The sequence below is a fragment of the Fimbriimonas ginsengisoli Gsoil 348 genome (assembly GCF_000724625.1).
Taxonomy (GTDB): Bacteria; Armatimonadota; Fimbriimonadia; order Fimbriimonadales; family Fimbriimonadaceae; genus Fimbriimonas; species Fimbriimonas ginsengisoli.
In genome coordinates this window covers 308,888-334,494 of sequence record NZ_CP007139.1, presented here as the reverse complement: position 1 = coordinate 334,494, position 25,607 = coordinate 308,888, and the positions used below count along the sequence as shown (strand labels likewise).

Annotated in this window: 22 protein-coding genes; 10 read left to right on the top strand and 12 right to left on the bottom strand. The window is 60.0% G+C overall.

Going from position 1 to position 25,607, the window contains the following annotated elements; genetic code table 11:
• The first annotated feature begins 286 nt into the window (after positions 1 to 286).
• The gene (locus tag OP10G_RS01620) at positions 287 to 631 is read left to right on the top strand and encodes a division/cell wall cluster transcriptional repressor MraZ (RefSeq protein WP_025227634.1); all 345 of its coding nucleotides are present in this window, start codon (positions 287 to 289) and stop codon (positions 629 to 631) included.
• Here OP10G_RS01620 and OP10G_RS27575 read toward each other — a convergent pair.
• Together OP10G_RS27575 and OP10G_RS01610 are read right to left on the bottom strand one after the other, a co-directional pair.
• A complete protein-coding gene (locus tag OP10G_RS27575; protein WP_025227635.1) occupies positions 628 to 1,899 on the bottom strand; it encodes an RNA polymerase sigma factor in 1,272 nt (423 codons plus the stop codon). The two genes, OP10G_RS01620 and OP10G_RS27575, sit on opposite strands and share 4 nt — an antisense overlap.
• Positions 1,899 to 2,240 carry a YciI family protein gene (locus OP10G_RS01610; RefSeq protein WP_025227636.1) on the bottom strand — a complete coding sequence of 114 codons (342 nt, stop codon included), beginning with the start codon at positions 2,238 to 2,240 and terminating at the stop codon, positions 1,899 to 1,901. Before OP10G_RS01610 ends, OP10G_RS27575 begins: the two co-directional genes overlap by 1 nt.
• A gap of 602 nt (positions 2,241 to 2,842) precedes the next feature.
• Between OP10G_RS01610 and OP10G_RS01600 the strand changes: the two genes are divergently transcribed.
• The 4 genes from OP10G_RS01600 to OP10G_RS01585 all read left to right on the top strand — a co-directional run bounded on the left by OP10G_RS01600 (position 2,843) and on the right by OP10G_RS01585 (position 5,646).
• Positions 2,843 to 4,033, top strand: a complete 1,191-nt coding sequence (locus OP10G_RS01600) for a pyridoxal phosphate-dependent aminotransferase (protein WP_038472328.1) — start codon at positions 2,843 to 2,845, stop codon at positions 4,031 to 4,033.
• A gap of 76 nt (positions 4,034 to 4,109) precedes the next feature.
• Positions 4,110 to 4,472: a helix-turn-helix domain-containing protein gene (locus OP10G_RS01595; protein ID WP_025227639.1), complete on the top strand. Its 363-nt coding sequence runs from the start codon at positions 4,110 to 4,112 to the stop codon at positions 4,470 to 4,472.
• A gap of 114 nt (positions 4,473 to 4,586) precedes the next feature.
• The gene (locus OP10G_RS01590; protein WP_025227640.1) at positions 4,587 to 4,973 is read left to right on the top strand and encodes an MmcQ/YjbR family DNA-binding protein; all 387 of its coding nucleotides are present in this window, start codon (positions 4,587 to 4,589) and stop codon (positions 4,971 to 4,973) included.
• Positions 4,974 to 5,130: 157 nt separating this feature from the next.
• Positions 5,131 to 5,646: a GNAT family N-acetyltransferase gene (locus OP10G_RS01585; protein ID WP_025227641.1), complete on the top strand. Its 516-nt coding sequence runs from the start codon at positions 5,131 to 5,133 to the stop codon at positions 5,644 to 5,646.
• A gap of 327 nt (positions 5,647 to 5,973) precedes the next feature.
• Here the strand turns inward: OP10G_RS01585 and OP10G_RS23760 are convergent, their stop codons facing one another.
• Complete coding sequence (locus OP10G_RS23760) at positions 5,974 to 6,930, bottom strand: IS110 family transposase (protein WP_025227642.1); 957 nt, start codon at positions 6,928 to 6,930, stop codon at positions 5,974 to 5,976.
• A 1,107-nt stretch (positions 6,931 to 8,037) separates the two neighbouring features.
• On the opposite strand from OP10G_RS23760, the gene OP10G_RS01575 reads away from it, so the two are divergent.
• A complete protein-coding gene (locus tag OP10G_RS01575; protein WP_025227643.1) occupies positions 8,038 to 8,808 on the top strand; it encodes a hypothetical protein in 771 nt (256 codons plus the stop codon).
• A 5-nt stretch (positions 8,809 to 8,813) separates the two neighbouring features.
• Here OP10G_RS01575 and OP10G_RS01570 read toward each other — a convergent pair whose 3' ends face one another.
• Positions 8,814 to 10,346: an alpha-N-arabinofuranosidase gene (locus OP10G_RS01570; protein ID WP_084178759.1), complete on the bottom strand. Its 1,533-nt coding sequence runs from the start codon at positions 10,344 to 10,346 to the stop codon at positions 8,814 to 8,816.
• Positions 10,347 to 10,390: 44 nt separating this feature from the next.
• Here OP10G_RS01570 and OP10G_RS01565 point away from each other — a divergent pair, with 44 nt between their 5' ends.
• A complete protein-coding gene (locus OP10G_RS01565) occupies positions 10,391 to 11,101 on the top strand; it encodes an MBL fold metallo-hydrolase (protein ID WP_144240942.1) in 711 nt (236 codons plus the stop codon).
• 37 nt (positions 11,102 to 11,138) lie between these two features.
• On the opposite strand, the gene OP10G_RS23755 is transcribed toward OP10G_RS01565, so the two are convergent.
• Positions 11,139 to 12,485, bottom strand: a complete 1,347-nt coding sequence (locus tag OP10G_RS23755) for a hypothetical protein (RefSeq protein WP_025227646.1) — start codon at positions 12,483 to 12,485, stop codon at positions 11,139 to 11,141.
• 80 nt (positions 12,486 to 12,565) lie between these two features.
• Here OP10G_RS23755 and OP10G_RS01555 point away from each other — a divergent pair, with 80 nt between their 5' ends.
• Positions 12,566 to 13,264 carry a cupin domain-containing protein gene (locus tag OP10G_RS01555; protein ID WP_025227647.1) on the top strand — a complete coding sequence of 233 codons (699 nt, stop codon included), beginning with the start codon at positions 12,566 to 12,568 and terminating at the stop codon, positions 13,262 to 13,264.
• Positions 13,265 to 13,285: 21 nt separating this feature from the next.
• On the opposite strand, the gene OP10G_RS01550 is transcribed toward OP10G_RS01555, so the two are convergent.
• Positions 13,286 to 13,987: a dienelactone hydrolase family protein gene (locus tag OP10G_RS01550; protein ID WP_025227648.1), complete on the bottom strand. Its 702-nt coding sequence runs from the start codon at positions 13,985 to 13,987 to the stop codon at positions 13,286 to 13,288.
• An 86-nt stretch (positions 13,988 to 14,073) separates the two neighbouring features.
• Between OP10G_RS01550 and OP10G_RS01545 the strand changes: the two genes are divergently transcribed.
• Complete coding sequence (locus OP10G_RS01545; protein WP_144240941.1) at positions 14,074 to 14,811, top strand: hypothetical protein; 738 nt, start codon at positions 14,074 to 14,076, stop codon at positions 14,809 to 14,811.
• 22 nt (positions 14,812 to 14,833) lie between these two features.
• On the opposite strand, the gene OP10G_RS01540 is transcribed toward OP10G_RS01545, so the two are convergent.
• The 6 genes from OP10G_RS01540 to galA all read right to left on the bottom strand — a co-directional run bounded on the left by OP10G_RS01540 (position 14,834) and on the right by galA (position 24,424).
• Complete coding sequence (locus tag OP10G_RS01540) at positions 14,834 to 15,076, bottom strand: hypothetical protein (RefSeq protein WP_025227650.1); 243 nt, start codon at positions 15,074 to 15,076, stop codon at positions 14,834 to 14,836.
• A 132-nt stretch (positions 15,077 to 15,208) separates the two neighbouring features.
• Entirely contained in the window at positions 15,209 to 16,057 is an 849-nt protein-coding gene (locus OP10G_RS01535; RefSeq protein WP_025227651.1) for an alpha/beta hydrolase, read from the bottom strand.
• A gap of 312 nt (positions 16,058 to 16,369) precedes the next feature.
• Positions 16,370 to 17,941 (bottom strand): GH39 family glycosyl hydrolase, encoded by a 1,572-nt coding sequence (locus OP10G_RS01530; protein ID WP_025227652.1) that lies wholly within the window; start codon positions 17,939 to 17,941, stop codon positions 16,370 to 16,372.
• On the bottom strand, positions 17,938 to 19,029 hold the full coding sequence (locus OP10G_RS01525) for a glycoside hydrolase family 5 protein (protein ID WP_025227653.1): 1,092 nt from the start codon (positions 19,027 to 19,029) through the stop codon (positions 17,938 to 17,940). Before OP10G_RS01525 ends, OP10G_RS01530 begins: the two co-directional genes overlap by 4 nt.
• A gap of 8 nt (positions 19,030 to 19,037) precedes the next feature.
• Positions 19,038 to 21,074, bottom strand: a complete 2,037-nt coding sequence (locus OP10G_RS01520; protein ID WP_084179713.1) for a beta-galactosidase — start codon at positions 21,072 to 21,074, stop codon at positions 19,038 to 19,040.
• 467 nt (positions 21,075 to 21,541) lie between these two features.
• The gene (gene galA, locus OP10G_RS01515; protein WP_025227655.1) at positions 21,542 to 24,424 is read right to left on the bottom strand and encodes a beta-galactosidase GalA; all 2,883 of its coding nucleotides are present in this window, start codon (positions 24,422 to 24,424) and stop codon (positions 21,542 to 21,544) included.
• Positions 24,425 to 24,530: 106 nt separating this feature from the next.
• On the opposite strand from galA, the gene OP10G_RS01510 reads away from it, so the two are divergent.
• Complete coding sequence (locus OP10G_RS01510) at positions 24,531 to 25,334, top strand: helix-turn-helix domain-containing protein (protein ID WP_025227656.1); 804 nt, start codon at positions 24,531 to 24,533, stop codon at positions 25,332 to 25,334.
• Positions 25,335 to 25,607 lie beyond the last annotated feature (273 nt).

Below are 25,607 nucleotides of genomic sequence, written 5' to 3'. Positions count from 1 at the left end.
AATCCCACCCTCCGGAGCCCCCTCTCCCTCCTTCGGATGTATGTGCCGAACGAGGGAGAGGGGGTTGGGGGTGAGGGAGTCCCGTCCGGCGGACCGCCGCTCTCCAGAGCGGCCTCCCCTACGTCCGAAGGACGTGTAGCTGGCACCTACGTGTGCCGCTTCCCTACTCTCCAGAGCGGCCCCCGGCGAACATACGTTCGCCATTCACCCCCAACGGATCGTCGCCCACCGAACACCACCCCAAGGCCTCGTCAAGCAGGAATCGAGTTATCATCAAACTCCCTAGATGAACTCCCTGCTCGGGCAATACGAGATTGAATTGGAAGACGACGGCCGTCTCCGCCTGCCGCCCCGCTTTGCGGCGATCCTAACTCCTCGCCTCGTTGCTTGGCTCACTCCCTATCGCGCGATCCGGGTCGCCTCCCGCGATGAGGCGCTGGAAGCCGTCGCCGAGCATGGCTTTCTACACGTCCAGGTCGACCTCGGGTCGGACGGTTATCTGCCGATCCCGGCAGATCTCGCCCGAGATGCCGGCCTCACGGCCGATGCCCTGGTCATCGGAATGGGACGCTTCTTCGAGATCTGGTCCCGCGAGGAGTACGCCATTTTCTCCCAAGAGCACCTACGCTAGACGGCGCTATAGTCGGCTATCCGTTTGGACAAGAAGTGGCGTTCCATCGGATTGCGCGCCAGGTCCCGCGCTTTTAAGAACGCCTCCCTGGCTTCCGGGAAATCGCCTCGGCGCGATTCCAACTCCCCGATGGCAGCCCAATAGAAAGGATATCGGTCCAGCCGCTCGCGCTCCGAAATTGCCCGAATCTCTTCGATCCCCTCCGCCGGCCCCCGAAGCTGCGCCACCGCGATCGCGCGGTTGAGGGCGACCACCGGCGAAGGCCGCATTTCCACCAGAACGTCGTAAAGCTCCACGATCGCCCGCCAGTTCGTCTCCTCCACGCTTCGCGCCTCCATATGCAGCGAGGCGATCATCGCCTCGAGGTGGTACTCGGTCAGCACATAGCCCGATGCCGAGTTCGCCAACAGCCGCTTCCCCTGCTCGATGAGGGAGGAATCCCACTGCGTTCGATCCTGCTCCACCAACGGCGCCAACTCGCCGCACGGGCCGATGCGCGTCCGCAGCCGCGCCCCGTGAAAGCACATAAGCGCCCCCAGCGCGAAAGTTGCCGGCGCCGCCCCGAGCGGATTCTCCATCAGGAGGTAAGTCAGCCGCAGCGCCTCTTGACACAGCTCCGCCCGCACCACCGACACCGACGACGCGCCGTGGTATCCCTCGTTGAAGAGCAGATAAAGCGCCCGGTACACGGTGGAGAGCCGAGCCGAAAACTCCGCGTCCGCGAGATCGAAGATGAGGCCAAGCTCCGCCAGCGATTTCTTGGCCCGGATCACTCGCTTCTCCATGGCGTGGTGCGAGACCAGGAACGCCGCCGCGATCTCGTCGATCCCGAAGCCGCACAAGAGATGGAGCACCAGAGCGAGCTGCGCCTCCTCCTTGAGCCGCGGGTCGCAGCACGAGAACATCATCCGAAGCTGGTCGTCTTTGATGGCATGGGGAGTGAACGACTCCTCGACCGTTTGCGCCAAGCTCCATTCGGAGGCGAGCTCCGGCGCGAACTTACGCGCCGTCCTCTCGCGCCGCAGCACGTCGAGCGCGCGATTCTTTGCCGTCGCCATCAGCCACGCCTCCGGATTCGGCGGCATTCCCCGGTACTTCCACACTTCAACGGCCCGGCAGAAGGCGTCTTGAACGACGTCTTCCGCCAAGGCGAGGTTTTGCAGCCCGAGAAGCCGGGCGACCGTCGCGATCATCCGCCCCGACTCGCGCCGGAACAGATGATCGATCGGGTCTTCTCCCGGTTCAAGCGGGCCGGCGGGGTGCTCCATTACATATCCAGGCGCATCACGGGGCGTACTTCCACATGTCCGTTACGGTCGAGGATCGGGCAGTTCTTGGCGAGCTCAGCCGCGTGGTCGAGATCGTTCGCCTTAATGATGGTGAAACCGCCGACGAGGTCCTTCGCCTCGGCGAACGGGCCGTCGACGATGGTCTTTGAGCCCGCCTGCACAACCTTCCCGCTCCACTCGAGCGGCTGCCCCCGGTCGACGACATGATCGCCCGCCGTCAGCTCCTTGAACCACTCGATCCACTTCTGCATCATCTGCTGTCCCTGCTCGGGCGAAGTCGCCCTGTCGCCGCCACGGTAAAGAAAAACGAATTCACTCATCGTCCAATTCCTCCTGAAGTCTAACCTTCATCCCCTCAACGTTCACCTCCACCCGCGCCGGACAATATCGACAGAATTTTTCTCGGAGAGCCCCGACATCCCGCACGTCCTCCTTTGGCATCCAAACAAACCCGAACCCTTGTCCTCAAACGCTCCTCGAGCCGAAGAACGGTTTGGCCGGAGCCCCGCAGCGGTTTCATTGAACGCACCAAGTTCACCTCCTTCCGCAGGCCGTCGTATCGCACTTTTTACGCGGTAACCCGCCTGCCGATAAAGGTGCGGCCGATTCCATGTCCTGAGCCAGCCCCATGGGAGCGACATCCCATAGCCCAGGGTGGAGCGAAGCGGAATCCTGGGTAAAGGCCGACAAACCCCTCGAGCCCTGAAAGCGGCGATATCAGCCTAACAATATGACGAGCCCTCGTATTCGGGGAAGGCAATGCGATAAGAGCAGGCTAATCTGTTGAAGGGAGGTCCTTGGCTCCCGAACCTAAAGATGTGTAAAGCGAAGAACCCGTCGCGTCGGTACCCCAGCCGATGTCCGCACCCAAAGTGATCGCCTGCTAATATCCTCACGTGAACCGAACCCACCGAGGCCATCAATGACGAGTGGCCAACGAGATTCCGCCCTCTGCCACTTCCCGCCGATGGGAGTCTACGAGACCCTCTTCAAGTTCCTCGACGCAACCGGAAAGTACATGGGGACGGAAGGAACCCACCCCTGGGCGCAAGGCTTCCCGCTCACCACCCCACTTCCCGGCGGACCGGACATCCCGACGCGCATCGACTTCACCCACCAAGACCTCAAGTACCCGCAGGCGACCGGCGGGCAGGAGCTCCTCGTCGCTCTGCGCGATTACTATCGCCACTTCTACGGCGCGAACCTCACCACCGACAACATCGCCATCTTCGCCGGCGGCCGCCCCGCCATCTACGCCACCCTCGCCTTCCTCAAACCCGAGATGCGCGTGTTGGTGGAGGAGACCGAATACACGCCGTACTGGGACGCCCTGCGCCTCCTCTCGAAGTCGCCCACGCTCATCCCCAGCAACCCGGAGAACGCCTTCCGCCCCGGAATAGAAGATTACGAAATGGCCGGGCCCGGCTTAGTGTTGAAGAGCAATCCCAGCAACCCGACCGGCGTCACCTGGACCGGCGAGCGGCTCCGATCCCTCGTCGCCCTATGCTCCCAGCCCGGCTGGGCTGGATTGATCGACGAAGCGTACGAGTTCTTCCATGAGCCGGAGCCGGACAGCGCCCTTCGGTACGTCGAAGATATTGACCGCACAAACCTCTTCGTGGTGAGCGCCGCCACCAAAGGGCTCCAAGCCCCCGGCCTACGGGTCGGTTGGATCGCTGCGTCGAAGGCGAATATCGAGCTCTTCCGCAACTTCTCCAGCATCGCCATGGGCGGCGTCGCCCGCCCATCCCAGATCTGCGTCGCCGGAATGCTGGAACTCGAAAGAGTTGCCCAGGCCCGCCGCGCCGTTGGTACCTACTATGGCGGCCAGCGTAAGCGCTATGAAGCCGCGCTGGCGGACCTCGGTTTCGAGCTATTCACCGGCGACGGTGGCTTCTACCACTGGGCTCGCCTCCCGGGCGGCCTTACCGCCGATGCCTTCAACGAACGCCTGTTCGCCCACCAAGCCGCCATCCTCCCCGGCCCCCTCTGCGACATGCTCCGCCGAGGCCCCTCATCCCCCCTGTCCCCCTTCATCCGCTTCTCCTTCGGCCCCCTAAAAGCCGACTCCTTCGAAACCGACGTCGCTATCCTGGCCGCTTGCGTACGATAACCATTGGAGCGCGGACGTCCCGTCCGCTACCCGGACCCCGGGCGTCCCGCCCGTCCCTGCCGTAAACTCGGACGCCATGGCAACGAGCGAAAAGCGTTCCCTAGCCCAGTACGAGCAGCGTCTGAACGACGTGCTCGACTACGTCGAGCAGAACTTCGACTCTCCGCTCCCACTGGAGCGGTTGGCCGACATCGCCCACTTTTCGCCGTTTCATTTCCACCGCCTCTTCAAGGCGTACGTCGGCGAAGCGCCGCACACGTTTCTTCGCCGGTTGAGGCTTCAGAAAGCGATCGGACTCATGGAAGGGAAGCGGCGAACCCTCGCCGAGATTGCCGTCGAGTGTGGGTTTGCCTGGACACCAAATGGACGGACCATTCCGACCCCGGAGGGGTCTCCAGAACTTAGCCGCGGGTCGCAGACCCGGGGTGAGACGCCCTAACCTCCTCGGACCCCGATAGGCGGTCCCAGAAAGACGGCGTCGATCTATTGCGAGACACTGCACTACGGGAGAAGCCGACTTCCGTAATCCAAGTCGATGGCGCAAAATGTGGCCATGACGACCCATGACGACGTGCGGCGAATCTGCTCCCGGCTCCCGGGCGCGGTGGAAGGGGTGGATCGGTTTGGCTTTTCCGTCGAGGTCAAAGGGAAATTCAAGGGTTTCCTTTGGACCTGGGCCGAACGGATCGATCCAAAAAAGGCGCGCGTCGTCAACGACTCCGTCCTGGCCATCATCGTCCCCGGCCTCGCCGCCAAAGACGCCATCAACCAATCCGACCCCGACAAGTACATCATCGACCCCCACTACAACGGCTTCCCGGCCGTCCTGGTGAGGCTAGACGCCGTCGACCCGGAAGAGCTCGAAGACCTCATCGTCGAAGCCTGGCGCTGCAAAGCACCCCCCGCCTTGGTTAAGCAATACGACACCTCGACGCAGTAGCACGGGCTTCCAGCCCGTGTAAACGCATCGGCTCCCAGCCGATGAACCGTGGCACGGGCTTCCAGCCCGTGTGTATCACGACCATCCTGGTCGTGTGATCGGTCCATGTCCTGGAAGGACATGGGACCCACTGGCTGGAAGCCAGTGCCACAACTAAATGCCGACCAATAACACCTCTCTAGAGACCCCCCGACTCTCCCTACGGCCGATGACTGCGTCGGACGAGACGGCGCTCTTGGCGATCTTCACCGATCCAAACGTGATGGCGGCCTTTCACGCACCCCCATTCAGCCAAGACCAGATGCGAAAGTGGATCGACCGGAATCTGAAGCATCAGATCGAATACGGCTACGGCCTATTCAGCGTCTTCCAAAAGAGCGATGGCGCCCTGATCGGCAACTGCGGTTTGGAGAGAATGGAGCTCGACGGACAGATCGTCCACGAGCTCGGCTACGACTTCCTAAGCTCCCATTGGAATCGAGGCTACGCGACCGAAGCCGCCACCGCCGTCCGAGACCACGCCTTCGCCCGCCTCCGCCTCCCCCGACTGATCAGCCTCATCCGCGTCGGCAACGAACCCTCCCGCCGAGTGGCCGAGAAAATCGGCATGCGCCTCGTCACCGAGATCAGCCGTCACAACGTAAGCTACTGGATGTACGAAGTACCGGTGTAGACCCCAGGGAAAACGCCGCCTCCGTTGGAGTCTGTTGCATTGCCTTTATCCTTGTGAACGCCGGCGAAGGATCGAAGGTGCGTACGACCGATTGTTGTGAGCCAGCCTCGAAGATGGTATGTCGTTTTGTCAAGCATTTTGGCTCGACCTGCGAAGTCGAGCCCCCGCTTAGTGAGACCTTGCTCCACCGCCTGGAAGTAGGGGTGCGCCCTTTCCGGAGGGGTGTTTTGCAGGAGGCGGTCCGTTTAGGCGCGTTGACGGGCTGCTCCCGCCTGAACCTTTAACGGGGCCTTTGGCATGCTTTCTTTTTCGGGCGAGGCGTTATATCTAGGGGGTAGCCACGCTCGCCTCCTCGTCCGGCTTCACCACCCACGGAGTTCCCCGCTTAAGCACCTCGAGAATGCGTATTAGGAGCCGGCGCATCACCGCGACGATTGCCTGCTCATGCTTTCTCCCTCTGGCCATCAACCGGGCGTAGAGCTCCCTCGCCCACTTCTGGCGCTGGATACATCCCAGGGCGGGCATATAGAGAGCCGCTTTCAGATGCAGATTCCCTCGTTGGATTCGCGCCGGCTTGGTCTGCTTGCCGGAGCTGTCGTCGATGGGCGCGACGCTTGCGTAGGAGGTGAGTTGGGAGATCGAGAACGGACTCAGATCGTCTGGGAGCTCGCTCGTCACCACCCGCGACAGGATCGGTCCCACCCCTGGCACGCTCATCGCCAGTTCGTATCTTGTGCGCAAAGCCGTCTTCTTCACCCGCTGCGCGAACTCCTTCTCCATCTTGCGAATCCGGACCTCGACGAGGGCGGCGGTGTCCCGAAGCGCCTGCTTCACGTACGGCTCAAGGCCCGGCACCCCCGCCCGCACCTTCGTTTGCGAAACGAACCGCTTGAGCGTCTGGATGCTACGGGAGAGATCGCACAGTGCTTCGCGCGTCGGGCTCTTTGGCGCCGTCGCCTTTAAAGACGCGCCCGTATTTGAGAGGTGGCGAGCGTCCAGCGCATCTGTCTTCCCCCGATGGGAATCCGACTGCGCCCGTCGCCTCACCCGCAAAGGATCGTGAGTGCGCACCTCTAGGCCGGCTCCTTGAAGCAGCCGCCTTGGAACCCGCTCGTACCCGCCGCTTGCTTCTAAATGAACGACCGATCCTTTAGAAAGACCCGCGATGAGCCCCCTGATTCCGTCCGCCGTATTCGGCACTCGAAATACCTTCCCGCCGCTTACCGAGACGTCCAGCCAATCTTTGGCGACGTCGATTCCTACTTCTACAGATACACTTGTCATGGTTTCTCCAAAGACCCAAGCGTCTGCGGATCAACCTAGTACATGAAAACGGAACGTCCCCGTCGATGCCGAAAAACAAACGGCGGGGCTTCCCAGGGTGGTATGCGAACCCACAGACGCCGCCGGGGTCGCATTCTTCGAGGCGAAGCTTAACTTCAGAGGCGACTCACAACGCGAACTGCATCCCGACGGGTCGAAAAACAACTTACTAGAGGCGACATCCGCCAGCCCAGGGCGTCAGCCGTGGGTGGAGGCGACTCATCCCTCCAGCCCGGAAAGGGCAGCATAACCTAATATTCTTCGGCGTCCCAACCGCCAGTAATACAATGCCGATGCACCCTCACGCCGCCAGCGTGCACCAGCGGTGTTCGCCCGTGCCCTCGTCCGAGATTAGCGAACGATTTCAGTGCCTAATGTACAACCTGAAATCGCACGCCCCTCTTTCTCAGGTCTCTCAAGAGTATCTTGCTGTCCCTCACAGATGCGGAAAGATAGCATGCGCCAAGGGACATATCGCCAAACATAGGATCTCTGTAAGGAGAAGGTCGTCCGTTTGATTCGGGAAAAATCAGTCCGGGATTTCTTCGAAATAATATGGTCACTCTCTTTCCCGCGAGGCCCTTCATGCCGGAGTTAAACCGGTGAATGAGTTTGGGGTTGGGTGCTCGCCTCACCTTCCTTCCCTGCGCAAAGCTAGGAGCGACGACGCCCATAACGAGTATTACGGCAAGGAGGGTCGTCCCCTGCGTCCTGTATCCGGACATGAAGAGCTTATACCTGGATTACACGCTGCTATCTGGCGAAAAACACCGCCATGTGCAGCTTGTTCGATCCCGGCCGCCTATTACCGAACACGAATCTTCTAATGACGAACCCCCTCAGCCTATTGCCCAGATGCGGATTTGCGCGCCCTGTTTTGAGTTCGCCTGCTAGTCGATGGCGATGATCGCGTCGAGAGAGTACTAACAATACTGTCTAGTTAACGTGGCACGGGCGGCTCGCCCGTGGGTATCTCGGGCGGCCCGCCCGAGCAAGAAGCCTTTCGTTCATCCCTATTTAGAATCTCCCTCGCCATCCCCAGGTGGCGACATGTTATCGTGAGAGGTAATGAAAGCCCTGGTATTGAGCCTAATTTCGTGTTTCGCACTGACGCTGGGATATGGGAAAGATGAGCAGACGCATCGGTTGCCATCGTTCACCCCCAAGCCGGGATCGGTGGTGGCCGTGTATGTGCACCGCTTCAAGAAAGACAGATGGAAAGAGGCACGGGCCACTTTCCAGAGCCGGTTCTATCGAGAGATCAAGAACGATACGAAGGATTTTCGCGACTCCTTTATTCTCGAGAATCCGGAGGAGGCGGAGATCCTGGGCGTGACGATTTGGCGCTCGAAAAAGGACCTTGACGATTGGCAGCAGCAGCCAGAGCGGGCGAAGCACCTGAAGGAGCTCGATGACTACCGCAGCCAGCCATTTGAGGCCAAGCGGTTCGACCTGTTGGGAATGGGCTCGGAGGTGGCGATCCGCCGTCACCACAAGCCGGTTCTCATTCCGAAGCCGGGAACCCTGGTGGAGGTCACCACGAATTTCTTCGATAAAGCGCGATGGAAGGAAGCCCGCGACACCTTCGAGCGCGAAATCGTCCACCAAGCCCGGAAAGACGAAAAGGATGTCCGCGACTCGTTCTTTCTGGAGCGGCCGCAAGAGGGAGAGGTGATCACCGTCACGGTTTGGCGGTCGGCCAAGGCCCTGGAAGAGTGGACAAAGAATCCGGCGTCCGCGAAAGAGGCGAAGCAATTCGACCGCTTCCGAAGCCGCCCCGCCGAGGTGAAGCAGTTCCGGGTGCTGGACGAAATCGAGGAGCTCGTCCAGCACCGGTAACGCTTTTACTTTTCTAGCCTGATCGCCGCCACGGAGGCGGCGGGGAGGTCGCAGGCGAGCACTCCCTCCTTAAAGCTCAGACCGGTCAGCGGCCGGGGAACGACGGCATTCGGATTGTTGAAATCGTTGCCGGTACGAAAAGTATCCCCGGCCAGAAGCTGCCCTGTAGCGGACTTCATCGAGGGTCCGGCGACATGGAAGTTCACCCGAACCGGCTGCGTCGCATTAAGGTTGGCGATCGTGACGAGGATCGACCCCGAAGCATCCTTGGATGCCGAAACGCTCACGTTCGGTATCGGGTCCGCCCCCGGAACCTGGCCCTCGACCGGAAGAAGTGTCGACCCCTCGTGCTGCTTGAACAGGTCGAAAACGTAGTAGGTCGGCGTCTTCACCACCTGGTTCCCCTTCACCAACAGCAGCGACTGAAGCACGTTCACCGACTGGGCCATGCAGGCCATCCGAACTCGGTCGCAGTGCTGGTTGAACAGGTTCAGATTGATCGCCGCGACCACCGCGTCCCGCATCGTGTTCGGCTGCGAAAGCGCGCCAAGCTTCATCGAAGGGTCCGGGTCGTACCACGTCCCCCATTCGTCTACCACCAGGTTGACTCGCTTCTTGGCGTCGTATTTGTCCATGATCGCCCCGTGGCGCTGGATCAAGGTTTCCATGAGGAGCGCTTGCCGGAGCGTGTCATACCACTCCTTTTCGCTGAAGCCGGTTGCCCGCCCCTTCGTTCCCCACTGGCCGGTCGGTAGCGAGTAGTGGTGCAGCGAAAGCCCGTCGAGATGGCCGCCCGCCTGGCGCATCAGGGTCTCCGTCCAATTGTAATCGTCGTCGCTCGACCCGCTGGCGATCTTGGAGACGTGATTGCCGGATAGCGACTGAGCGAAGGTCGCAAACTGGCGGTAAAGGTCCGCGTAGTATTCGGCCCGCATGTTGCCGCCGCAACCCCACGACTCGTTACCGATCCCGAGGTAGGGAACCTTCCACGGGGACGCTTGCCCGTTCTGTCGCCGTTCGTTGGCCAAGGCGGAGTTGGAATCGGAGGTCAAGTACTCCAGCCAATCGCGCATCTCCATCGGAGTACCCGAACCCACGTTGGCGGCGAGATACGGCTTTGCGCCGATCAAATCGCACAATTTGAAGAATTCGTGGGTGCCGAATTCGTTCGATTCTTCGCCTCCCCATATGACGTTCAGCCGCTTGGGACGACTCTCCTGCGGTCCGATCCCGTCCCGCCAGTGGTACTGGTCGGCAAAGCAGCCCCCCGGCCACCGCAGAACTCCCAGATGGAGCGCCTTAAGCGCGTCGATCACGTCGGACCGGATCCCACCGACGTTCTTGATGGGCGACTTTTTGCCGACCCAAAGGCCGTCGTACACCCCGGATCCCAGATGCTCGGCGAACGCGCCGTAAATCTCCGGCTGAATGCTCGAACCCGGCAGATCGCCTCGGATCGTTAATTCCATGGCGCCCTCGTTCGGTTTAGCCGAGCAAGCGAGCAGTCCAGCGACGAGAAGCAAGGTGCGGCGAATCATCACGCGATCACAATACCGGCCCGTGCCATCCTAGAACCGTGAAAGTGAACGACGATTTGTACGTGATTCCGGTCACCTTTGTCGGGCCGCTGGGGTCGATGGTGCTCAACCTGGCCCTGATCGTCGGTCCCGATCGGGACACGACGCTTGTCGACGCCTCGATGCCAGGACATGTCGACGAGGTAGCCGCCGCGCTCGCCGCGGATGGCTTTTCGATGGATGACCTACGGCAAATCGTAGTTACCCACCAGGACGTGGACCACATCGGGTCATTGGCGGCGATTAAGATCCGCAGTTGCGCGACCGTGATCGCCCATTCGATCGAGGCCCCTTACATCGAAGGAAAGGAGCGGCTAGTGAAGTATCCGAGCCAAGAGAGGCTCGATCAGAACCCTGGTATGAAGGAGATCTTCGACCAGATCGGCTTCGCCCCCGTCGACCGGTTGGTCGAAGACGGCGACCTTCTCGAGATCGGCGGCGGCACCCGCGTCATCCACACTCCCGGTCACACTCCCGGCCACATCAGCCTGTTCTTGGAGCGCTCGAAAACACTCATCAGCGGTGACGCGCTAACTTCTGCCGACGGCCAACTCGCAGGCCCTTCCGTCGGCGCGACTCCCGATTATTCGACGGCAGTCGAGTCGGTAAAGAAGTTGGCCGCCCTTCCCGAAGTGAATGCCATCGTAACCTACCACGGCGGCCTCGTCACCGACGACCCGCTCGGCCAACTCCGCCGGGTGGCGGCCAGCCTTTGAGGCGGCCGCGCAGTAGGTCGTCGCCAGTAGATCCTCGCTAGGTGTGCAAGCGCGAGGTGCCTAGAACTTTTCCGGTTGGATCGATAACTCTCATCCAAAAACTGCCACCCCTGGGCAGCATTAGGACCGGAACCGGGTCGCCGGGGGTGATGAGAATCTGGTCGATCGGGATCGCCTGAACCGGCTCGCCTTCTTTCCAAGCCTGCGCAAGGAGATAGCCCGGCCGCGAGACCATCGAAGCCGGAATGTCTCGCGGAACTCGGCCCAGGTTCCGAGCCAGCCAATCTGGCCTGCCGTGGACGTAGGTAGTGCGCGGAAAGAAAACCGTCGCCTCGTTCTCGTCCAGGCCGTAAGCGCCGCCGTGAGCGCCCACGAAGATGGTAGGCCCGTGGATCCATCCTTTGTCCGCCGCGTACTTGTAGTCCTCGCGCTCGTATTCCGGCGCGGCGGCTTCCACGTCGGTCGGCAGATAAACGGATAACGGATCGATGCCGGTCATCCTCTTGAACTCGTAGGCCATGGGCCGGAATTCGCCTCCGTCCTGCTTGCTCGCGACCTTCACCACGTGCGATCGCCCCGCCCAGACGAGCACCTTCGCCTTAGGGTCGTGATCGAAGATCCGAGTCTTGAGGTTGTCGGCCTGAAGGTGCTCCCGGAAGTTCTGGTTGAACCACGGGTCGTCTTTCGGGGCGTCCTTCGGTTGCTCCTCCGCCTCGTACGGGACGAGTTTGTAGCCCAGTTTGATCGCCTCGCGCACGGCTTCCGCGTAAACCGGATCTTGGATGTAATATCCGTCATCCCATGCCGGATACCCCCTCACGGGGGCCGACTTGATCGCCTGATAGAACGTTTCGGCGGCAAAGTAGCGGAACCCTTTGGCGTACAGCCGGCGGAGCAGGGGAAGCAGAATCGTCCGCGTCTGCGGCTTCATGTGCTCCTCGCCTATCATCACGTAAGGGTGTTTGTCCGCCTGTCTTACAATGTAGTCCACCGCGCTTACCGGTCTCATTCGGTCGAGCGGGGATCCCGTCGTCGCCGTCTTGGCGGGGAAGTAGAACCAGCCGATCGTTTGAGATCGAAGGCTCCTTCGAATCGCGCCGAGATTTCCCTCGACGGTGGCACGGGCCTGGCCGTAGGTAGCTGCCATCCCTTTGTTCAGCGGCTTACCGTTGAACGCCTCGACCAAGCCCACATCCTTCAGGAAGTCGTTCTCGAGGCGCATCAGCTCCACGTACTGGGCAAGCGGATTCCCTTTCAGCAGTTCGTCCTTTTTCAAGACAAACGGATTCGGGAGACTCGGCTCCGGTTTTGGGGATGAGGGCGTTTGCGGGGTGGCCAAGGCGGCGCCGATAGCGAGCAACGATGCGAGGTAGAACTGACTCATTGTTGGGACTGTACTATGTGTAGGACATGTATGGTTCCCGCCAAGTTGTCCCGCGGTGGGACAGTCTATAATTTGCCTCAGTGGAACCGAACCGGGACCTGCAAGCATGGCTGAAGCACGAGGCGGAGACGCAGGCATTGATCCGCGACGTCCCCGGCACGGTGCTCGGTGGGCGGCTGAGGCGAGCCCGCCTGAGGATGGGTTTGTCGATTCGCGACTTGGCCAAGATGGCCAATGTCAACAAGAATTCGGTCGTGAGAATGGAGGGAGGCGGCGCCCCCCACGTCACCACGCTCCTTAAGGTCTGCGTCGCGCTCGGTATCCACGTAGCCAGCCTTGCCAAGCCGAGCGGGTCCGAAAACGAAGTCGTCGTTATCCACCGCGCTTCCGACGACCGCTGGTACGACCTCACCGATTTCGGAGCCGGCCCACTCGGCGGCTTGGACCGGCCGCTTAGTTCCCAGGAGAGGGCGGCCATGGTGAAAAAGGGGACGAAGACGCCGCTCCTGATTCTCACGAGCCGTCTAGAGTCCGGACGCCTGCTGCCGACCGTCATCGAACTGTATCAAGCGAGCGAACCTCGCAGCCACGTGGGCGAGGAGTTCGTGTACGTTCTCGAGGGGACGGCGACGGTCACCGTGGGACAAAACTCGTTCGACCTCGGCTGCGGCGAGTCCGCCACTTTCTGGAGCGCCGAGGAGCACGTCTACGCCCCGGCGTCCGAAGCCCCGCTACCGGTCCGCGTCCTCTCGGTTAGAATCGACGACCGCGCGTCTTAGGTGCGAAAGGTCTCGGTGCCTTTACTTTGCGTCGAGGTTCGTCCGCAAGAACCGGACGGTGCGCTTCCAAGCCAACTCCGCCGCGGCTTTGTTGTACGCCTGTTTCACGCTCGGCTCGACGAACCAGTGGCCGGTGCCGGGATACGTGTAGATCGTAGCCGGACGCCCGGCGTCCTTAAGGAGCTTCGATAGGGCGTCGACGCCCGCCTTCGGCTCGAACTCGTCCTTCTCGGCGAAGTGGCCAAGGTACGAGGCTTTCGACTTGGTGAAATCCTCCTGTCCAGTCCCGTAGTAGACCACCGTTGCCTTGACCCGCTCGGGTTCGGCGTTGGAAAACCAGAGAGCGTAATAGGAGCCGAATGAAAATCCCACGACGCCGATCTGTTCGTGGCCGGTTCGGTTGGCAAGGTACTTCGCCGCCTCGCCGATCTGGGCCTTGAGCTCTGCCGCTTTCGATTCGTGAGCTTGGACGAGCGCTTTGGCTTCCTCCCTGGTCTTGGCGATCTTGCCGTGAAAGAGATCGGGGGCAAAAGCCACGAAGCCGGTGGCGGCGAGACGACGGCAGAACGCCTTGACGTCTCCATTCAGCCCCCACCAAGGGTGTAACACGAGAACGCCGTGGCCGTGTCCCGACTTCGGCTCGGCCAAATAACCACTCGGTTTTTCGGTAGCCGGGTTGGCAATGGTGAGCGCGATAAAGGCGGCGGCGAAGGCGAAGCTCATACTTGGATTATATAGATCGTTCACAAATTGCGCCCGGTCGGTCAGATCTCCACTCTCAATGCAACTTCCAATCGTATTCTATGGTTGTGGGATCGTTGACTTGGTATCGAGCGGCACGGCGGGCGGTTGGGCTCTCCTCGCAGCCCGAATATCCGAACTTGGAGGCGTTGCTAGAAGCCGAGGCATCTCAGCCTCACAGCGGCTATTTCTATGCCGCCCGGATCGTGCCGCCCGTCGGCATCGTGGTTGGCAACGGGGTCTTCGTCCCGTTAGCGATGAACTTTAGCCCGCTGTTTTATATTGGGGCGGTCGGTCTGTCGGTGGTCGGTGGCGGCCTTGGCATCCTATTCAATTTCCTCGACCGGTCCCTCTCGCCGGCGAAGAAGCACATCCGGCGACAGGCCCACATGATTTGGGGGCGCTACGGGATCGGAAGCCTCATCGGAACTTCGCCGGTCATTTCGCCGGTTGTCGGGCAGGTCCTCGACGAAGCAGCTTCGATCTACATGAGGCACGCTCAGCGAAAATCTTCTACCGAGGTCCACCGCCGGGCGTTTCAGGCGCTCGAGGTGGCGATGGCCCGTTTGATGGAGCTTGCCGCAATCGAGAACGCCCAGAACCAAGAGCTCGAATTCGACTCCGGATGGGCTTTGCCGCTACTGCAGGAAATGCGTCAAATGGACACCGCCCTCGCCCGCCTCACGCAATTTGCGCCCAGCGGCTCCGCCCCCGTCGACCCTCTCGCCAACCTCCGAGACGCCCGCGCCGAAGTCGCCGGCATCGTCTCCGCCATCGACGAACTGGACCAGCAACAGTCCGCCTGATGTGGCTGGAAGCGAAGCGGATTTACAGAAGACCTGGTGTCGAAACGTAGTCGACGCTCTTCGATCGGTCGCCGGGTCGGTTCGCATTAAGCGGCGTAAGGGCGAGCGGATCGCTTGCGGGGAAGGTATCGGCGAGAGCGTCGTCCAGTTTTACCTCTCGGATATTCGTCTTAGCCCTCGACCGAAGGGTCGCCGCGACGCCTATGGCGCCGAGCAGAAAAACGCCGGCGATCAAGGCGAGATTGCCTTTACTGAGATTCATCATAACTAAGCCACCTTCCGTCCGTTCAGGACCGGAATGTCGATAGTAAGGGAGCCCAGTTAGAGGACCTTGCCGATTCTCGATCTGTTCCGATGTGCGAGTCTGGCGCGCAAGGGGAGGCAAGTACCTCTAATCTCACTTCCGGAAGATCTGTTGCGCGAATAGGTAGAGGTCGTTCTTCCACACCGGGAAGTCGTGGCCGCCGGAATCGACATGCCACACATGGGGCACGCCTTGTTCCTTTAGGTACTGATGCACACCTTGGCTGATGCCGATCAGGCCGTCCTTGTCCCCGCAGGAAACCCAGAGGAGCTTGAGCGACTTCGCTTTGTCGACGTCTGGCACAAGCTTCTTCGGTGCGAACGTGTTCGGCGCGGACGAGAAACCTCCGACGTAGGCGAACACACCGGTGTTGGCGAGCCCGAAGTCCAGCGACTGGCCGCCGCCCATCGAGAGCCCCGCCAGCGCCCGGTGCTCCCGGTCGGCCACGGTCGAGTATCGAGCGTCGATGAACGGGATCACGCTTCCAAAGAGATCTTGGTCGAACACGCCAAAGGCGGGAGCGCTCTCGTACACGTTCCCCTCCGCGCGGTCGTTTGCTCTCGCCCGCCCGTTCGGCATCACCGCGATCATCGGCGCAGCCTTGCCGTCGGCGATAAGGTTGTCAAGAATGATGTTCGCCTTACCCGCACCGGGCCATTCCCACTCGGTCCCGCCAATGCCGTGCAGGAGGTACAGCACCGGGTACTTCTTGTCCGCGGAGTATCCCGGAGGCGTGTAGACAACCATTTTTCGCTTGACACCGACCGACTTCGAGTCGTACTCCACCTCATCGACCTTGCCGTGGGGGACGCCATCGCGCGGTTGGTCGAAGCCGGCAGGAGCGGCAGGGAAGGCGGGTTTGTCGTCAGGACCCAGCACAATCTGGCGCGCTTGGGCTTGCGTCCGCATCATTACGAGGCCGAGTGCGAGCAAAGTGGTCATAGAAATGGGGCTCCGCTTCCAGTATGCCCCGGCTACCAACCCTTTCGGGGTGGTCGAACGCCTCTAAGTGGAACAGGGGTCATGACAGAATGCAAGCGAGGAGGATTGACATGCAAGAACAAGTGATTCTAGGCAAATGGGAGGAAATTTCTCGCCGCCACGGACACCAACTGAATGGCCATCGTGTGGAAATCTGGATTCTAGATGACGCTCCTCAGGTGCGGTCGCTACGGACGATGACCTAAGGAATGTTTCCCCAACTTTCCGAGGTCACCGAAGCCGACTTCAGAGCCGCCGAAGCCCAAGATCCTGCTACCCTCGCCGCTCGACCGTCACCAGATACACGTCGTTCTCCCGCATCGGATATTCCCTGACGAGCGTTTCCCCAGGGCCGACCCTCACCGACTCCTCGTGGACCGGCTTGCCATTGTTTCGTTGCTGGATCTTGGCGACCTGCGGTCGGGTGAGCTGGCTCGGACGGCTCAGATCCAGGTAATCGGCGAACGGGTCGTTGATGCGGTAGCCGACGCGGTACACGACCAGGCGGTAGGCCCCGGGCTTGAGGTTCGCGAAGCGTAACTTGGCCGTGCCTTTTGAATGAGGCTTGACGTCCGTCACGAAGAACTGCTGGTTGTTCACCTTATCCGGAATCGGGTTCGTGAAATTCCAGAAGAGCGCCTGCACGCCACCTCTCGAGTCGGTAGCGGTCAGCGAATTGGGATCCGCGCACCGGAGTCGGGTGGGGCCGAGCTTGTTCAAATATTCGTAAGCCCGAAAGGCCGGTTTCTTTATGTCCTGGTAGTTGACCAGCCCGAACCCGCCGTGGAACGGCGTCATGCGCGGCCCGGCTTCTTCGAAGATATCGGTGAACGTCCAGTAAGACATCGAGTCGGCATCTTCAATTGCTCCCTTCAGCTTCTCCAGAATATAAGCAGCGCTCACGTAGCTGTCGTGCACCGGGTCGGCGGGGGTGTACGAAGAGCTCCACTCCGTCATGTGGAGCGGGAGCGACGGGATCGCCGATTCCTTGATCTGTTTGCGAACCCGCTTCACGTCCCCGATGATCGACTCGGGGTTCTTGCTAAGCACCGTCCCGCGACCGCCGAACTCGTCGAGATACCCTACGTCGACCCCATACGTGTGGGTCGTAATGAAATCGACCGGCGTCTTGTTGTCCACGCAATACCGGATGAACTCTGGCACCCACGCGGCTCCCGCCGTCGCCGGGCCGCCGACGCGCAGATCGTGGTTGACCCCCTTGATCGAGTTCGCCGTCACCGAGTACAGGTGGAAATACTCCTTCTGGTCGGCGGCCCAAAATCCGCGGAGGTTCGGCTCGTTCCAGACCTCGAAGTACCACTTCTTGACCTCGTCCAGACCGTAGCGCTCGATCCAATGGTGGGTAAGGGCGGCGACGAGGTCGGACCACTTGCCGTAATCCTTCGGCGGCGTCACGTTGCCGCGCCACCAGAAGATCGTGTTGTTGCCGCTCGCCAAGCCGCCCGGCATAAAGCCGAGCTCCACAAACGGCCTTACTTTTAGGTCGACCAAGAAGTCGTAAAGCTCGTCGATGTACTGCCAGTTATAGACCGCCTTGCCGCGCTCCTCCCGGTACACCCCCATGTCGTCGGTCAGGAGCCCGTGCATGCGGATGTACTCGAAGCCGCACGCCTCCTTCGCCTGCCTGAGCTGTCGCTGCCAATCCGCTCGGAGCCCTTCGTTCGCCCGCCCGGCGCCTACGCACCGGCGGAACACATCCCCAAGTGGACCTTGCACCGCGTTAACGTCGATGTCGATCTGACGTGTGCGATTTCCCGACTGAGCGCCAAGCGCTCCAGCGACGAGGCAAAGCGAAAGCGCGCCTGCCAATCCGTATTTTCTCATCCTTTCACTGCCCCCACGATCGACCCAATCAACTCCGAATCTTGCCTGGCGCCGGTAGCGCGGTTAAAGAGTCCGCTCTCCGCGCCGATATCCCAGTACATCGGCACCATCCCGTTCCGGTACGCCGACCGGGTGACGTAGGCCACCCAATCCTTCTGATATCGCCTCATCCCGGGGAATTTGGGCTTGAGCCCTACCGCATACTCACCCAGAATGACGGGCACCCCCTTGTCGACAAACGCCTGCTTTACCTTTAGAAACTGCCCGTCGACGTACGCCTCGTTCCCCCAGGTATCGGTCGCCTTCGGATCCGTCGCGTTGGCGCCCCACTGCCACACATCGCTCTTCTCGTTCAGCGTGAAGTTATACGGCGAATAGAAGTGGACCTCCATCATGAGCCGCCCCTTCACTGTATCCGTCGGCATGACCGTATTGAACTTCATAGCCGAATCGATGTCCGTGCTGTAGGCCTGCACGACCAGGAAGCGGTCGCGATTTCGACCTCCCGTCGACCGAACCGTGTTTACGAACGCCTGGTTAAAGCTGTTCTGAATCTCGGCGTTATCCGGGGCGGGAATACCGTACTGACCCTCGATCCCCGTCTCGTTCGTTCCGGCGAACAAGAGGCGTTGGTCGAACTCCCCGAAGTTTGCGGCGATTTGCTTCCAGAACTTACACAGCTTCTTGGTCGCCGCCTCACGCTTTTGCGGAGTGGGCTGTAACCAGCCGCCATCCCAGTGGATGTTGATGACGACGAACAAGTCGGCGCCTTCGGCCATGCGAACAACGTCGGTGACGTGCTTCATCCAAGCCGCGCCAATGTTGTTGTCCGTATCCGCGTATTGCGTCCAGGCGATCGGAATCCGCACGCTTCTAAATCCTGCCGCGCGAATGGCGCGAAACGCGGCCGCGTTCGGTTCGGGATTGCCCCAAGATGTTTCTTTCGGGATCGCTTCCAACGTGTTGCCGAAGTTGATACCGGGAGACATGAGGCGCAGGGCGGTGGTCCGATCCAGTTTCTGATGCTCTGCCTGAGCAGAGCATGCCGACAGAATCACGCCGAGAAGCAGGGTTGTTTTGGCGAACATACGACGCATCACTTTTCGGCCGACTCCTTCTGCAGCAAGTCCGCGTTGAACCCGCCGAGGTGCAGAACCCCTGTCCAAGTCTTACCGGAGATCAACCCTTTCATCTTTCCCTCGATCGGAATATCTACATCGCTACCCGTCGAGTTAACATACAAGATCCGGTCATCCACCACCCTCGCATAAACACCGTCCGGCGTCTTGGGGCCTGGTTTGATTCCAATCTCGGGGCCGATTTTCTTGTAGAGCAGGTCCATGATGGACGGGAACGCCGGCGTGGCGACGTAGATGGCTTGACCTTTCCCGAACTTGTTCACGGTGATCGCGGGCGGATTTTCACCAAAACTCGTGAACTTCGCCATGACGTGGGCGGTCGACGGCTCCAGCACTTCGAAGTATTTGATCGAGCTCTTCGCCTGCTGGCCTTCTAACTCGACCGTCGGTTCTCCCCAACTATAGAACTCGTTCGTCTTGAGTCCGAAGACATCGCTTAGCCGACCGGGTAGCGGAGTGTTGAACCATTGGTTGTGCTCGTCGACCTTGGCCGAGAAAGCCGTCATGATCACAGTGCCGCCCTTCGAGACATATTTCCGGATGGCATCCGCGCTCGCTTGATCCATGAGATACAGACCCGGCACAACCACCATCTTATAGGAGCTGAGGTCTTCATGGCCGATGTTGATCACGGCCACATCGATGTTCTCTCTGAACAGCGGCTTGAACGCGTTGTGAGCCTGGTCTTCGTAAGAAGTCGTAAGGTATTGCTTGATCGTATTAGACGGTCCCGTGAATCGGGTGGCCGTCGTGTTGTCGAACGAATAAGCGATTGCAACTTGCGGATGAGGGTAGCGAGGGAATCCTAACGGCGCAAGCTTCTTAAACGAAGCGGCTATCTCACCGAACTCCGAAACTTTCCACGACGGCGTGTCGTCGTGGTTGACGAGTCCGAAAAGTGCCTGCTCCTCTCCGCCGAGGTGGCTATTGAACGTCCAAGCAAGGATTCCCTGGACGCCGTTTAGCAGGCCCATGTAGGCCCACATCCTCGACCATCCTTTGCTGCCAAACCACCCTCCGCCTCCCGCCGTAAATTCGTTAAACCAGATCGGTGTCGGCAGCGCTCCCTTCATCATCAAAGCTTCGAAGCTGGAGCTCACGGGCTCGCCGGGATAGAAACCCATCGCTCCATAGGAAACGTAGCCTCGATGTGTGCCCAATAGGTCGAACCCTTTGCGCCAAGAGGTGTCCCAAAGGTTGGAAATGGATGGCTTGTCCGGAACGTTCTTGCGCCTGATCTTCTCCAGATCCATCAACGTACCGACCGTAACGTCGGACCAATACCGATGCAGGTCCAAGAACGGCTCGGGAGCGCCAGGGCCGTCGCCGTACGGCAATTGCACCTCGTCCCAAGTCGTGTACATTCGGGACCACCTTTGCCTCGCCCAAACCTTGTTCAAGGTCGCGATATCGCCGTATCTCTCCTTGAGCCACGTAACGAACCTTCTGCGATCCGCCTCGGAGTACGACATGAAGCCGTTCCCAATCTCGTTGTCGTAACCCAGGGCGAAGAGCGCGGGATGGTGGGCATAGTGCCTCGTCAGCTCGTCGGCCATCCGGCTCGCCAGCCGCCGGTAATCCGGATCGCTGATGTTGTCCATATACCGCTCGGCCGCATGAAGCCTCACCCCGTTCTGGCTGACGAGATCGACGCCGGGATACTTATGGTGAAGCCACTGAGGAGCGGGAAGTCCCGGGATGTCGAGGATGACCTTGATCCCGTTCGCCTGCATTTCGTCGAACACCTGATCGCACCGCTTGAAGTCGAATTTCCCCTCCGCCGGCTCAAAGTAGTCCCAAGACAAGTCGCCGATTCTTACGACGTTGAACCCCGCGCCCCGCATGATCGCCACATCCGCCTTGATCTGCTTGGGGGTTCTATCGACCGGCTGGTAACACGTACCCACAAACAATTCCCCCGGACCCGGGAAGCTCTTCGGGAGGTCTCCCGAATGAAAAGCCCGAGCCTCGTTCGGGTTGTGATGGTTCTTCATGCGAGTATCTGCGCGCGACGGCAGTCCCGCAAGCATGCATCCGATAACGAATAGAGCCTTCATGTTTTCTCTGTCAGGACTTCTTGGTGAGCTTGATCGCCCGCATGTTGATCGGCTTCCATCGGCCTGGGATCGGCTTACCACGAGGCGATGTCGATCGGGTGCCAGGTGAACCGTTCCAAAGTTAATCCTCCAGTTTCAGGCTACCGTTCGCTACCTGTTGAGCTTAGTAGCAGGTGAACGTAGTCCATTTAAAGTCAAGTTTTTACCGATCGTGATAAGGGTGAGCGGGCGGCGCGAGGAGTTGCCTCGAATCGTCGCCGGAAATCCAGTGGCGTGCGGAAACCTCTCGGCGTCGCGGGCCATGGGACCCTCGTATGCGGTCGCGAAAACGCCCCGGCTCCTAAGACGCAACAAAACGCGAGTGCCCCAACCACCAGGCATGCAGCGAGATACAAACTCGATCGTTACGGTACAAATGGTCGTCGAGCGCGCGGCGTGGTCTTAACGGTCGCCGTCGCCGGCTTGAGCTCGTCGGTGGTTGCGGTCAATCTAAAAGAGCCCGCTGCGTGGGTGGAGCGCACAATAACCTGTGCCAAGCCGTTGAACAGGCTTCGCGACCACTGGGGAGCGACGACTTTTCCGAGGAGCCTAACCGTAACGTTTGGATTTAATCCTCCCTCGCCGTAGAGATTGTTGACCCCAACCGCTATCACATTGTCACCGGCGTGGAGGAAGGGCCTGATATCGAAAACTGGCCGCGCTTGCCAATCGTGGGACTCCCCCACGAAGTGTCCGTTCACGAAGTACCACCCCTCGTCGTCGCATCCGGAGAAACATGCGAGGGCCCTGTCCGCCTTCAGGTCTTTCTCGCTCAAGACCAGATGTGAACGGTAGACCGCGCTGGTATTCGCCGTCTTGATCGTCGATTCGTTGCCGCCGGCTTGAGCTCTGAGCGCGGCCCAAGAAGAGTCGGTGAAATCGTTTGCATACTCGGGGAGACTTGTCTTGTTCTTCGAGATTGGCATACGTTGCCAACGCCAATCGAGGACCGGTATTTCTCGCGAAGGGAGCGTCGGTAGGTACGTGTCCGGTTCGTGGCTACTCGGATCGCCATTTCCCACCCCGAGGATGCTTCCTGCGCCTTCGATATTGAAATGCACGTTGTTTTGCGCAACCGGCACGGCACGGCCCTCCGCATCGAGCGCGGAAACCGTGAACACTGAGATATCTTCGCCATCGGCCGCGATCGTTTCGCGGTCCGGCGTGAGCTGGAGCCGTACGGCAGGGCCGGTGGTCTCCACTTTTGATTCGCCGATGATCTTGCCCGCGCCGTCGAAGCCCTTTGCGCTCAGCGTGCCAGGAGCGTAAATGACCTCCCAACTCAGTTTGGAATTGGCCTTCATTCTCTTTCTTCCCAGAGACCGTCCATTCAGAAACAGCTCTACCTGCGGGCAATTGCTGAAGACTTCAACGAGCACCGATTGCCCCTCGCGCCCTGGCCAGTTCCAATGAGGCAGCACGTGGAGTACGGGGGCTGCCGTCCACCACGATTTGTAGTAATAAAAAGCGTCTTTGGGAAACCCACATGTATCGAGAATGCCGAAGTGGGAATTTATGCAGGGCCACCAGTACGGCGTCGGCTCGCCACGATAGTCAAAGCCGGTCCAGACGAAGCCTCCCGATAGCCAAGGTCGGTCGGCGAAGAAGCTCCACCAGCTTTCGGCCGTAGTGGTCCATCCCGGCCAGACCACGTCGTAGGCGGAAACATATCCACGCTTCGAGTCGTTGGTGTAAATACCGCGGGTGCCCACCACGCTTGCCTGCTCAGTCCCAACGTTTGGCTGAAAAGGATGCTCGGCATGGTATCGATCCATTTCCGGCCCGTAGTGATAGTTCCACCCGCGCACCTCGATGACCGAGTTAACTCCCCGATACGTGTTCCCCTCCGGCGCGGCGTAGGTGACGGGCCGAGTTCCGTCGAGCCGTTTGATGTAATCCTGCATCGTGCGGGCCACGTTGGCGGCCTGCGGCGTATCCTGCACAAAGAACTGCTCGTTGGCGATGTTCCAGATGGCGACGCAAGGATGATTGCGATCACGTCGGATGTTTTCATCCAACTTCGTCATGTTTTCCGAATCGCTGCCCATGAGCCGGCTTTCGTCCATAACCAACATGCCCAGACGATCGCAGGCATCCAGCAATTCCGGGGTGGGAGGATTGTGAGAGGTTCGATAGGCGTTACAGCCGAAATCTTTAAGCCGCCGAACGCGGAACTCTTGCAGCGCGTCTGGCATTGCCGCGCCCACGCCGGCATGGTCTTGATGGTTACAGGTGCCGTGTAAGACATATGGCTTGCCGTTAAGTAAGAAGCCCCGATTGGGATCGAATCCTACCGTCCGAATTCCGAAGGCGGTTCTTTGCCGGTCGACCACCACTCCGCCCGTCGAAACGGTTGTTACAAGTTCGTAGAGCTTTGGCGATTCGGGAGACCAGAAAATCGGTGAGGCGATCTTGGAGGTCAGGTTCACGATGCCCGCGGATTGGCGTGCGAGGCTTGCCGTCTTTGAAAACGCGCCTATCTCCTTGCCTTCCGGTGACACGATCTGGCCGCGAACGGTCACTTTCGAGCCGCTACCTGTCGAATTGAGCAATCTCGCTTCCACGACTATCGTGGGGTGATTATTTGGAACGTTCTTCTCGAATAGGGTGCGCACGAAGACGCCGTTGGGGGCGATCGCAATCGGAGCGGTCTTGTCTAGCCACACGTGACGATAGATGCCCGCTCCTTCGTAGAACCACCCCTCGGGCTTGGTGGCATCGACGCGCACCGCGATCGTGTTTCCCTTACCGAAACGCACCAGGTCCGTTATGTCCTCGCGGAAGGGGTAGTAGCCGCTTTCGTGATGCCTCACGAACCAGCCGTTCACCCACACGCTGGCATCTCGGAACACGCCGTCGAAGGTGAGCCAGATCCGCTTCCCCTTATCGGCCTCGGTCAATGTCAGAGTTCGGCGGTACCAACCGATGCTGTTGGCTTGATACTTCGCGCCAAGCGCCTTAAATCCGTGGCCACCATCGGCGGCCGCATCGAATGGAAGTTCGATCGCCCAGTCGTGCGGCAGGTCCACGGTCCGCCAAAAAGTGTCGTCGAATCCCTCGCTTGCCGGCCCGGCGCCCGTGCCGGAGCTTTCTAAATGCAGCGCCTCCGGCCACTCGTCGCCCAGATGAAACTTCCAGTTAGCGTCGAGCAAGAGGTGCTGGCGCGGAGACTGGGTAGCCGCCCACGAGGTCACCACCAGCGTTGAAATAGCGGCGATTAGGATAAGAAGCGAGCGTAAACCGATCATTGGCAAGTTCGATAAAGAATACCGATGGTGGTTTCCTTAGCCGACTTTTGCGCCGCTTGTGTCCACTTAGAGTCAAGTTTGTTTGTGCAGGAGATAAGCTGAGCGAATGGTATCGAGAATTTGTCTCGAGTCGCCGCCGCGGATCAGCGCGATGGGAATTCCTCGACATGGCGAGGCAACCCGGTCTGACAACTATCTCTTGCCGGAACACTGGTGCTTTCACATCTACAGCTACCAAGCGACTATCGAACTCGACGGGGCTCCGGTTTTGATTCGCCCCGGCTATGCCAGCCTTGTGCCGCCTGGAGTTCGCATGGTGTATCGCTACATCGGGCCGAGTGAGCATGTTTACTTTCATTTCAAGCACGATGTCGGATTGCGTATGGTGGAGGTTCCGGTGGTCTTCGACCTGGGTGACCACTACGAGTCTATGGACATTCGGGCCAGACAAGCCGTCGGCCTTGGAGCGAGCAACCTAACCTATGCGACTTCCGCCCTTTGGACCCTTCTTTGGGAGTCGGCCAGCCTCGGCGACGACACTGCCGATAACGGTCATCCCCTCGTAAACATGGCGATCCGCCATATCGAGCAACGCCTAAGCGGCCCCTTGTCCGTGAGCCAGCTTTGCTCGGAAGTCGGCGTCTCCTACGGCTACCTAACCCGCCTCTTCAAGGTCTGGCTCGGCCTACCGGTGTCCGACTATGTTCGTCGCCGTCGCGCCGACCAAGCCGAGCACCTTCTCCGATCGACGACGTTGCCGATAAAAACCATCGCCAAAACTGTCGGCGTCCCCGACCTCCAACAATTCAACCGCCTCATCCACCGAGAGAAAGGCGCCAGCCCCCGCGCCATCCGATTCCCCGGCCCTGATACGAAGCATTCAGTTCGCAACTTACTTCCAAAGGGCTAATTTAACAGGCCTTGACTATCGTCCGTCTGCGGAAGAACGCATCGTGAAGCCCTTCCATCATCCCAGCCCAAGATCACACGGTCAACTGGCCAGATTTGCTTCCGAGACATAGTAACCCGCATGCGCCGAAACCCGGCTGCCGACGCTCCTGCGAACACGCGGCCAAACTGCGCCGGACCTATTCCACGACATCGATGCTTACTTCCAAGACAGTCGTTCGTAAACAAGCCTATGTGCGGTGCGCTCAACTAGCTAAATATTGTGCGTACCATT

Excerpts from the sequence above, each read along its gene's own strand:
- OP10G_RS01620 (WP_025227634.1), top strand. The coding sequence starts at position 287 with ATGAACTCCCTGCTCGGGCAATACGAGATTGAATTGGAAGACGACGGC.
- OP10G_RS27575 (WP_025227635.1), bottom strand. The coding sequence starts at position 1,899 with ATGGAGCACCCCGCCGGCCCGCTTGAACCGGGAGAAGACCCGATCGAT.
- OP10G_RS01610 (WP_025227636.1), bottom strand. The coding sequence starts at position 2,240 with ATGAGTGAATTCGTTTTTCTTTACCGTGGCGGCGACAGGGCGACTTCG.
- OP10G_RS01600 (WP_038472328.1), top strand. The coding sequence starts at position 2,843 with ATGACGAGTGGCCAACGAGATTCCGCCCTCTGCCACTTCCCGCCGATG.
- OP10G_RS01595 (WP_025227639.1), top strand. The coding sequence starts at position 4,110 with ATGGCAACGAGCGAAAAGCGTTCCCTAGCCCAGTACGAGCAGCGTCTG.
- OP10G_RS01590 (WP_025227640.1), top strand. The coding sequence starts at position 4,587 with ATGACGACCCATGACGACGTGCGGCGAATCTGCTCCCGGCTCCCGGGC.
- OP10G_RS01585 (WP_025227641.1), top strand. The coding sequence starts at position 5,131 with ATGCCGACCAATAACACCTCTCTAGAGACCCCCCGACTCTCCCTACGG.
- OP10G_RS23760 (WP_025227642.1), bottom strand. The coding sequence starts at position 6,930 with ATGACAAGTGTATCTGTAGAAGTAGGAATCGACGTCGCCAAAGATTGG.
- OP10G_RS01575 (WP_025227643.1), top strand. The coding sequence starts at position 8,038 with ATGAAAGCCCTGGTATTGAGCCTAATTTCGTGTTTCGCACTGACGCTG.
- OP10G_RS01570 (WP_084178759.1), bottom strand. The coding sequence starts at position 10,346 with ATGATTCGCCGCACCTTGCTTCTCGTCGCTGGACTGCTCGCTTGCTCG.
- OP10G_RS23755 (WP_025227646.1), bottom strand. The coding sequence starts at position 12,485 with ATGAGTCAGTTCTACCTCGCATCGTTGCTCGCTATCGGCGCCGCCTTG.
- OP10G_RS01550 (WP_025227648.1), bottom strand. The coding sequence starts at position 13,987 with ATGAGCTTCGCCTTCGCCGCCGCCTTTATCGCGCTCACCATTGCCAAC.
- OP10G_RS01540 (WP_025227650.1), bottom strand. The coding sequence starts at position 15,076 with ATGATGAATCTCAGTAAAGGCAATCTCGCCTTGATCGCCGGCGTTTTT.
- OP10G_RS01535 (WP_025227651.1), bottom strand. The coding sequence starts at position 16,057 with ATGACCACTTTGCTCGCACTCGGCCTCGTAATGATGCGGACGCAAGCC.
- OP10G_RS01530 (WP_025227652.1), bottom strand. The coding sequence starts at position 17,941 with ATGAGAAAATACGGATTGGCAGGCGCGCTTTCGCTTTGCCTCGTCGCT.
- OP10G_RS01525 (WP_025227653.1), bottom strand. The coding sequence starts at position 19,029 with ATGTTCGCCAAAACAACCCTGCTTCTCGGCGTGATTCTGTCGGCATGC.
- OP10G_RS01520 (WP_084179713.1), bottom strand. The coding sequence starts at position 21,074 with ATGAAGAACCATCACAACCCGAACGAGGCTCGGGCTTTTCATTCGGGA.
- galA (WP_025227655.1), bottom strand. The coding sequence starts at position 24,424 with ATGATCGGTTTACGCTCGCTTCTTATCCTAATCGCCGCTATTTCAACG.
- OP10G_RS01510 (WP_025227656.1), top strand. The coding sequence starts at position 24,531 with ATGGTATCGAGAATTTGTCTCGAGTCGCCGCCGCGGATCAGCGCGATG.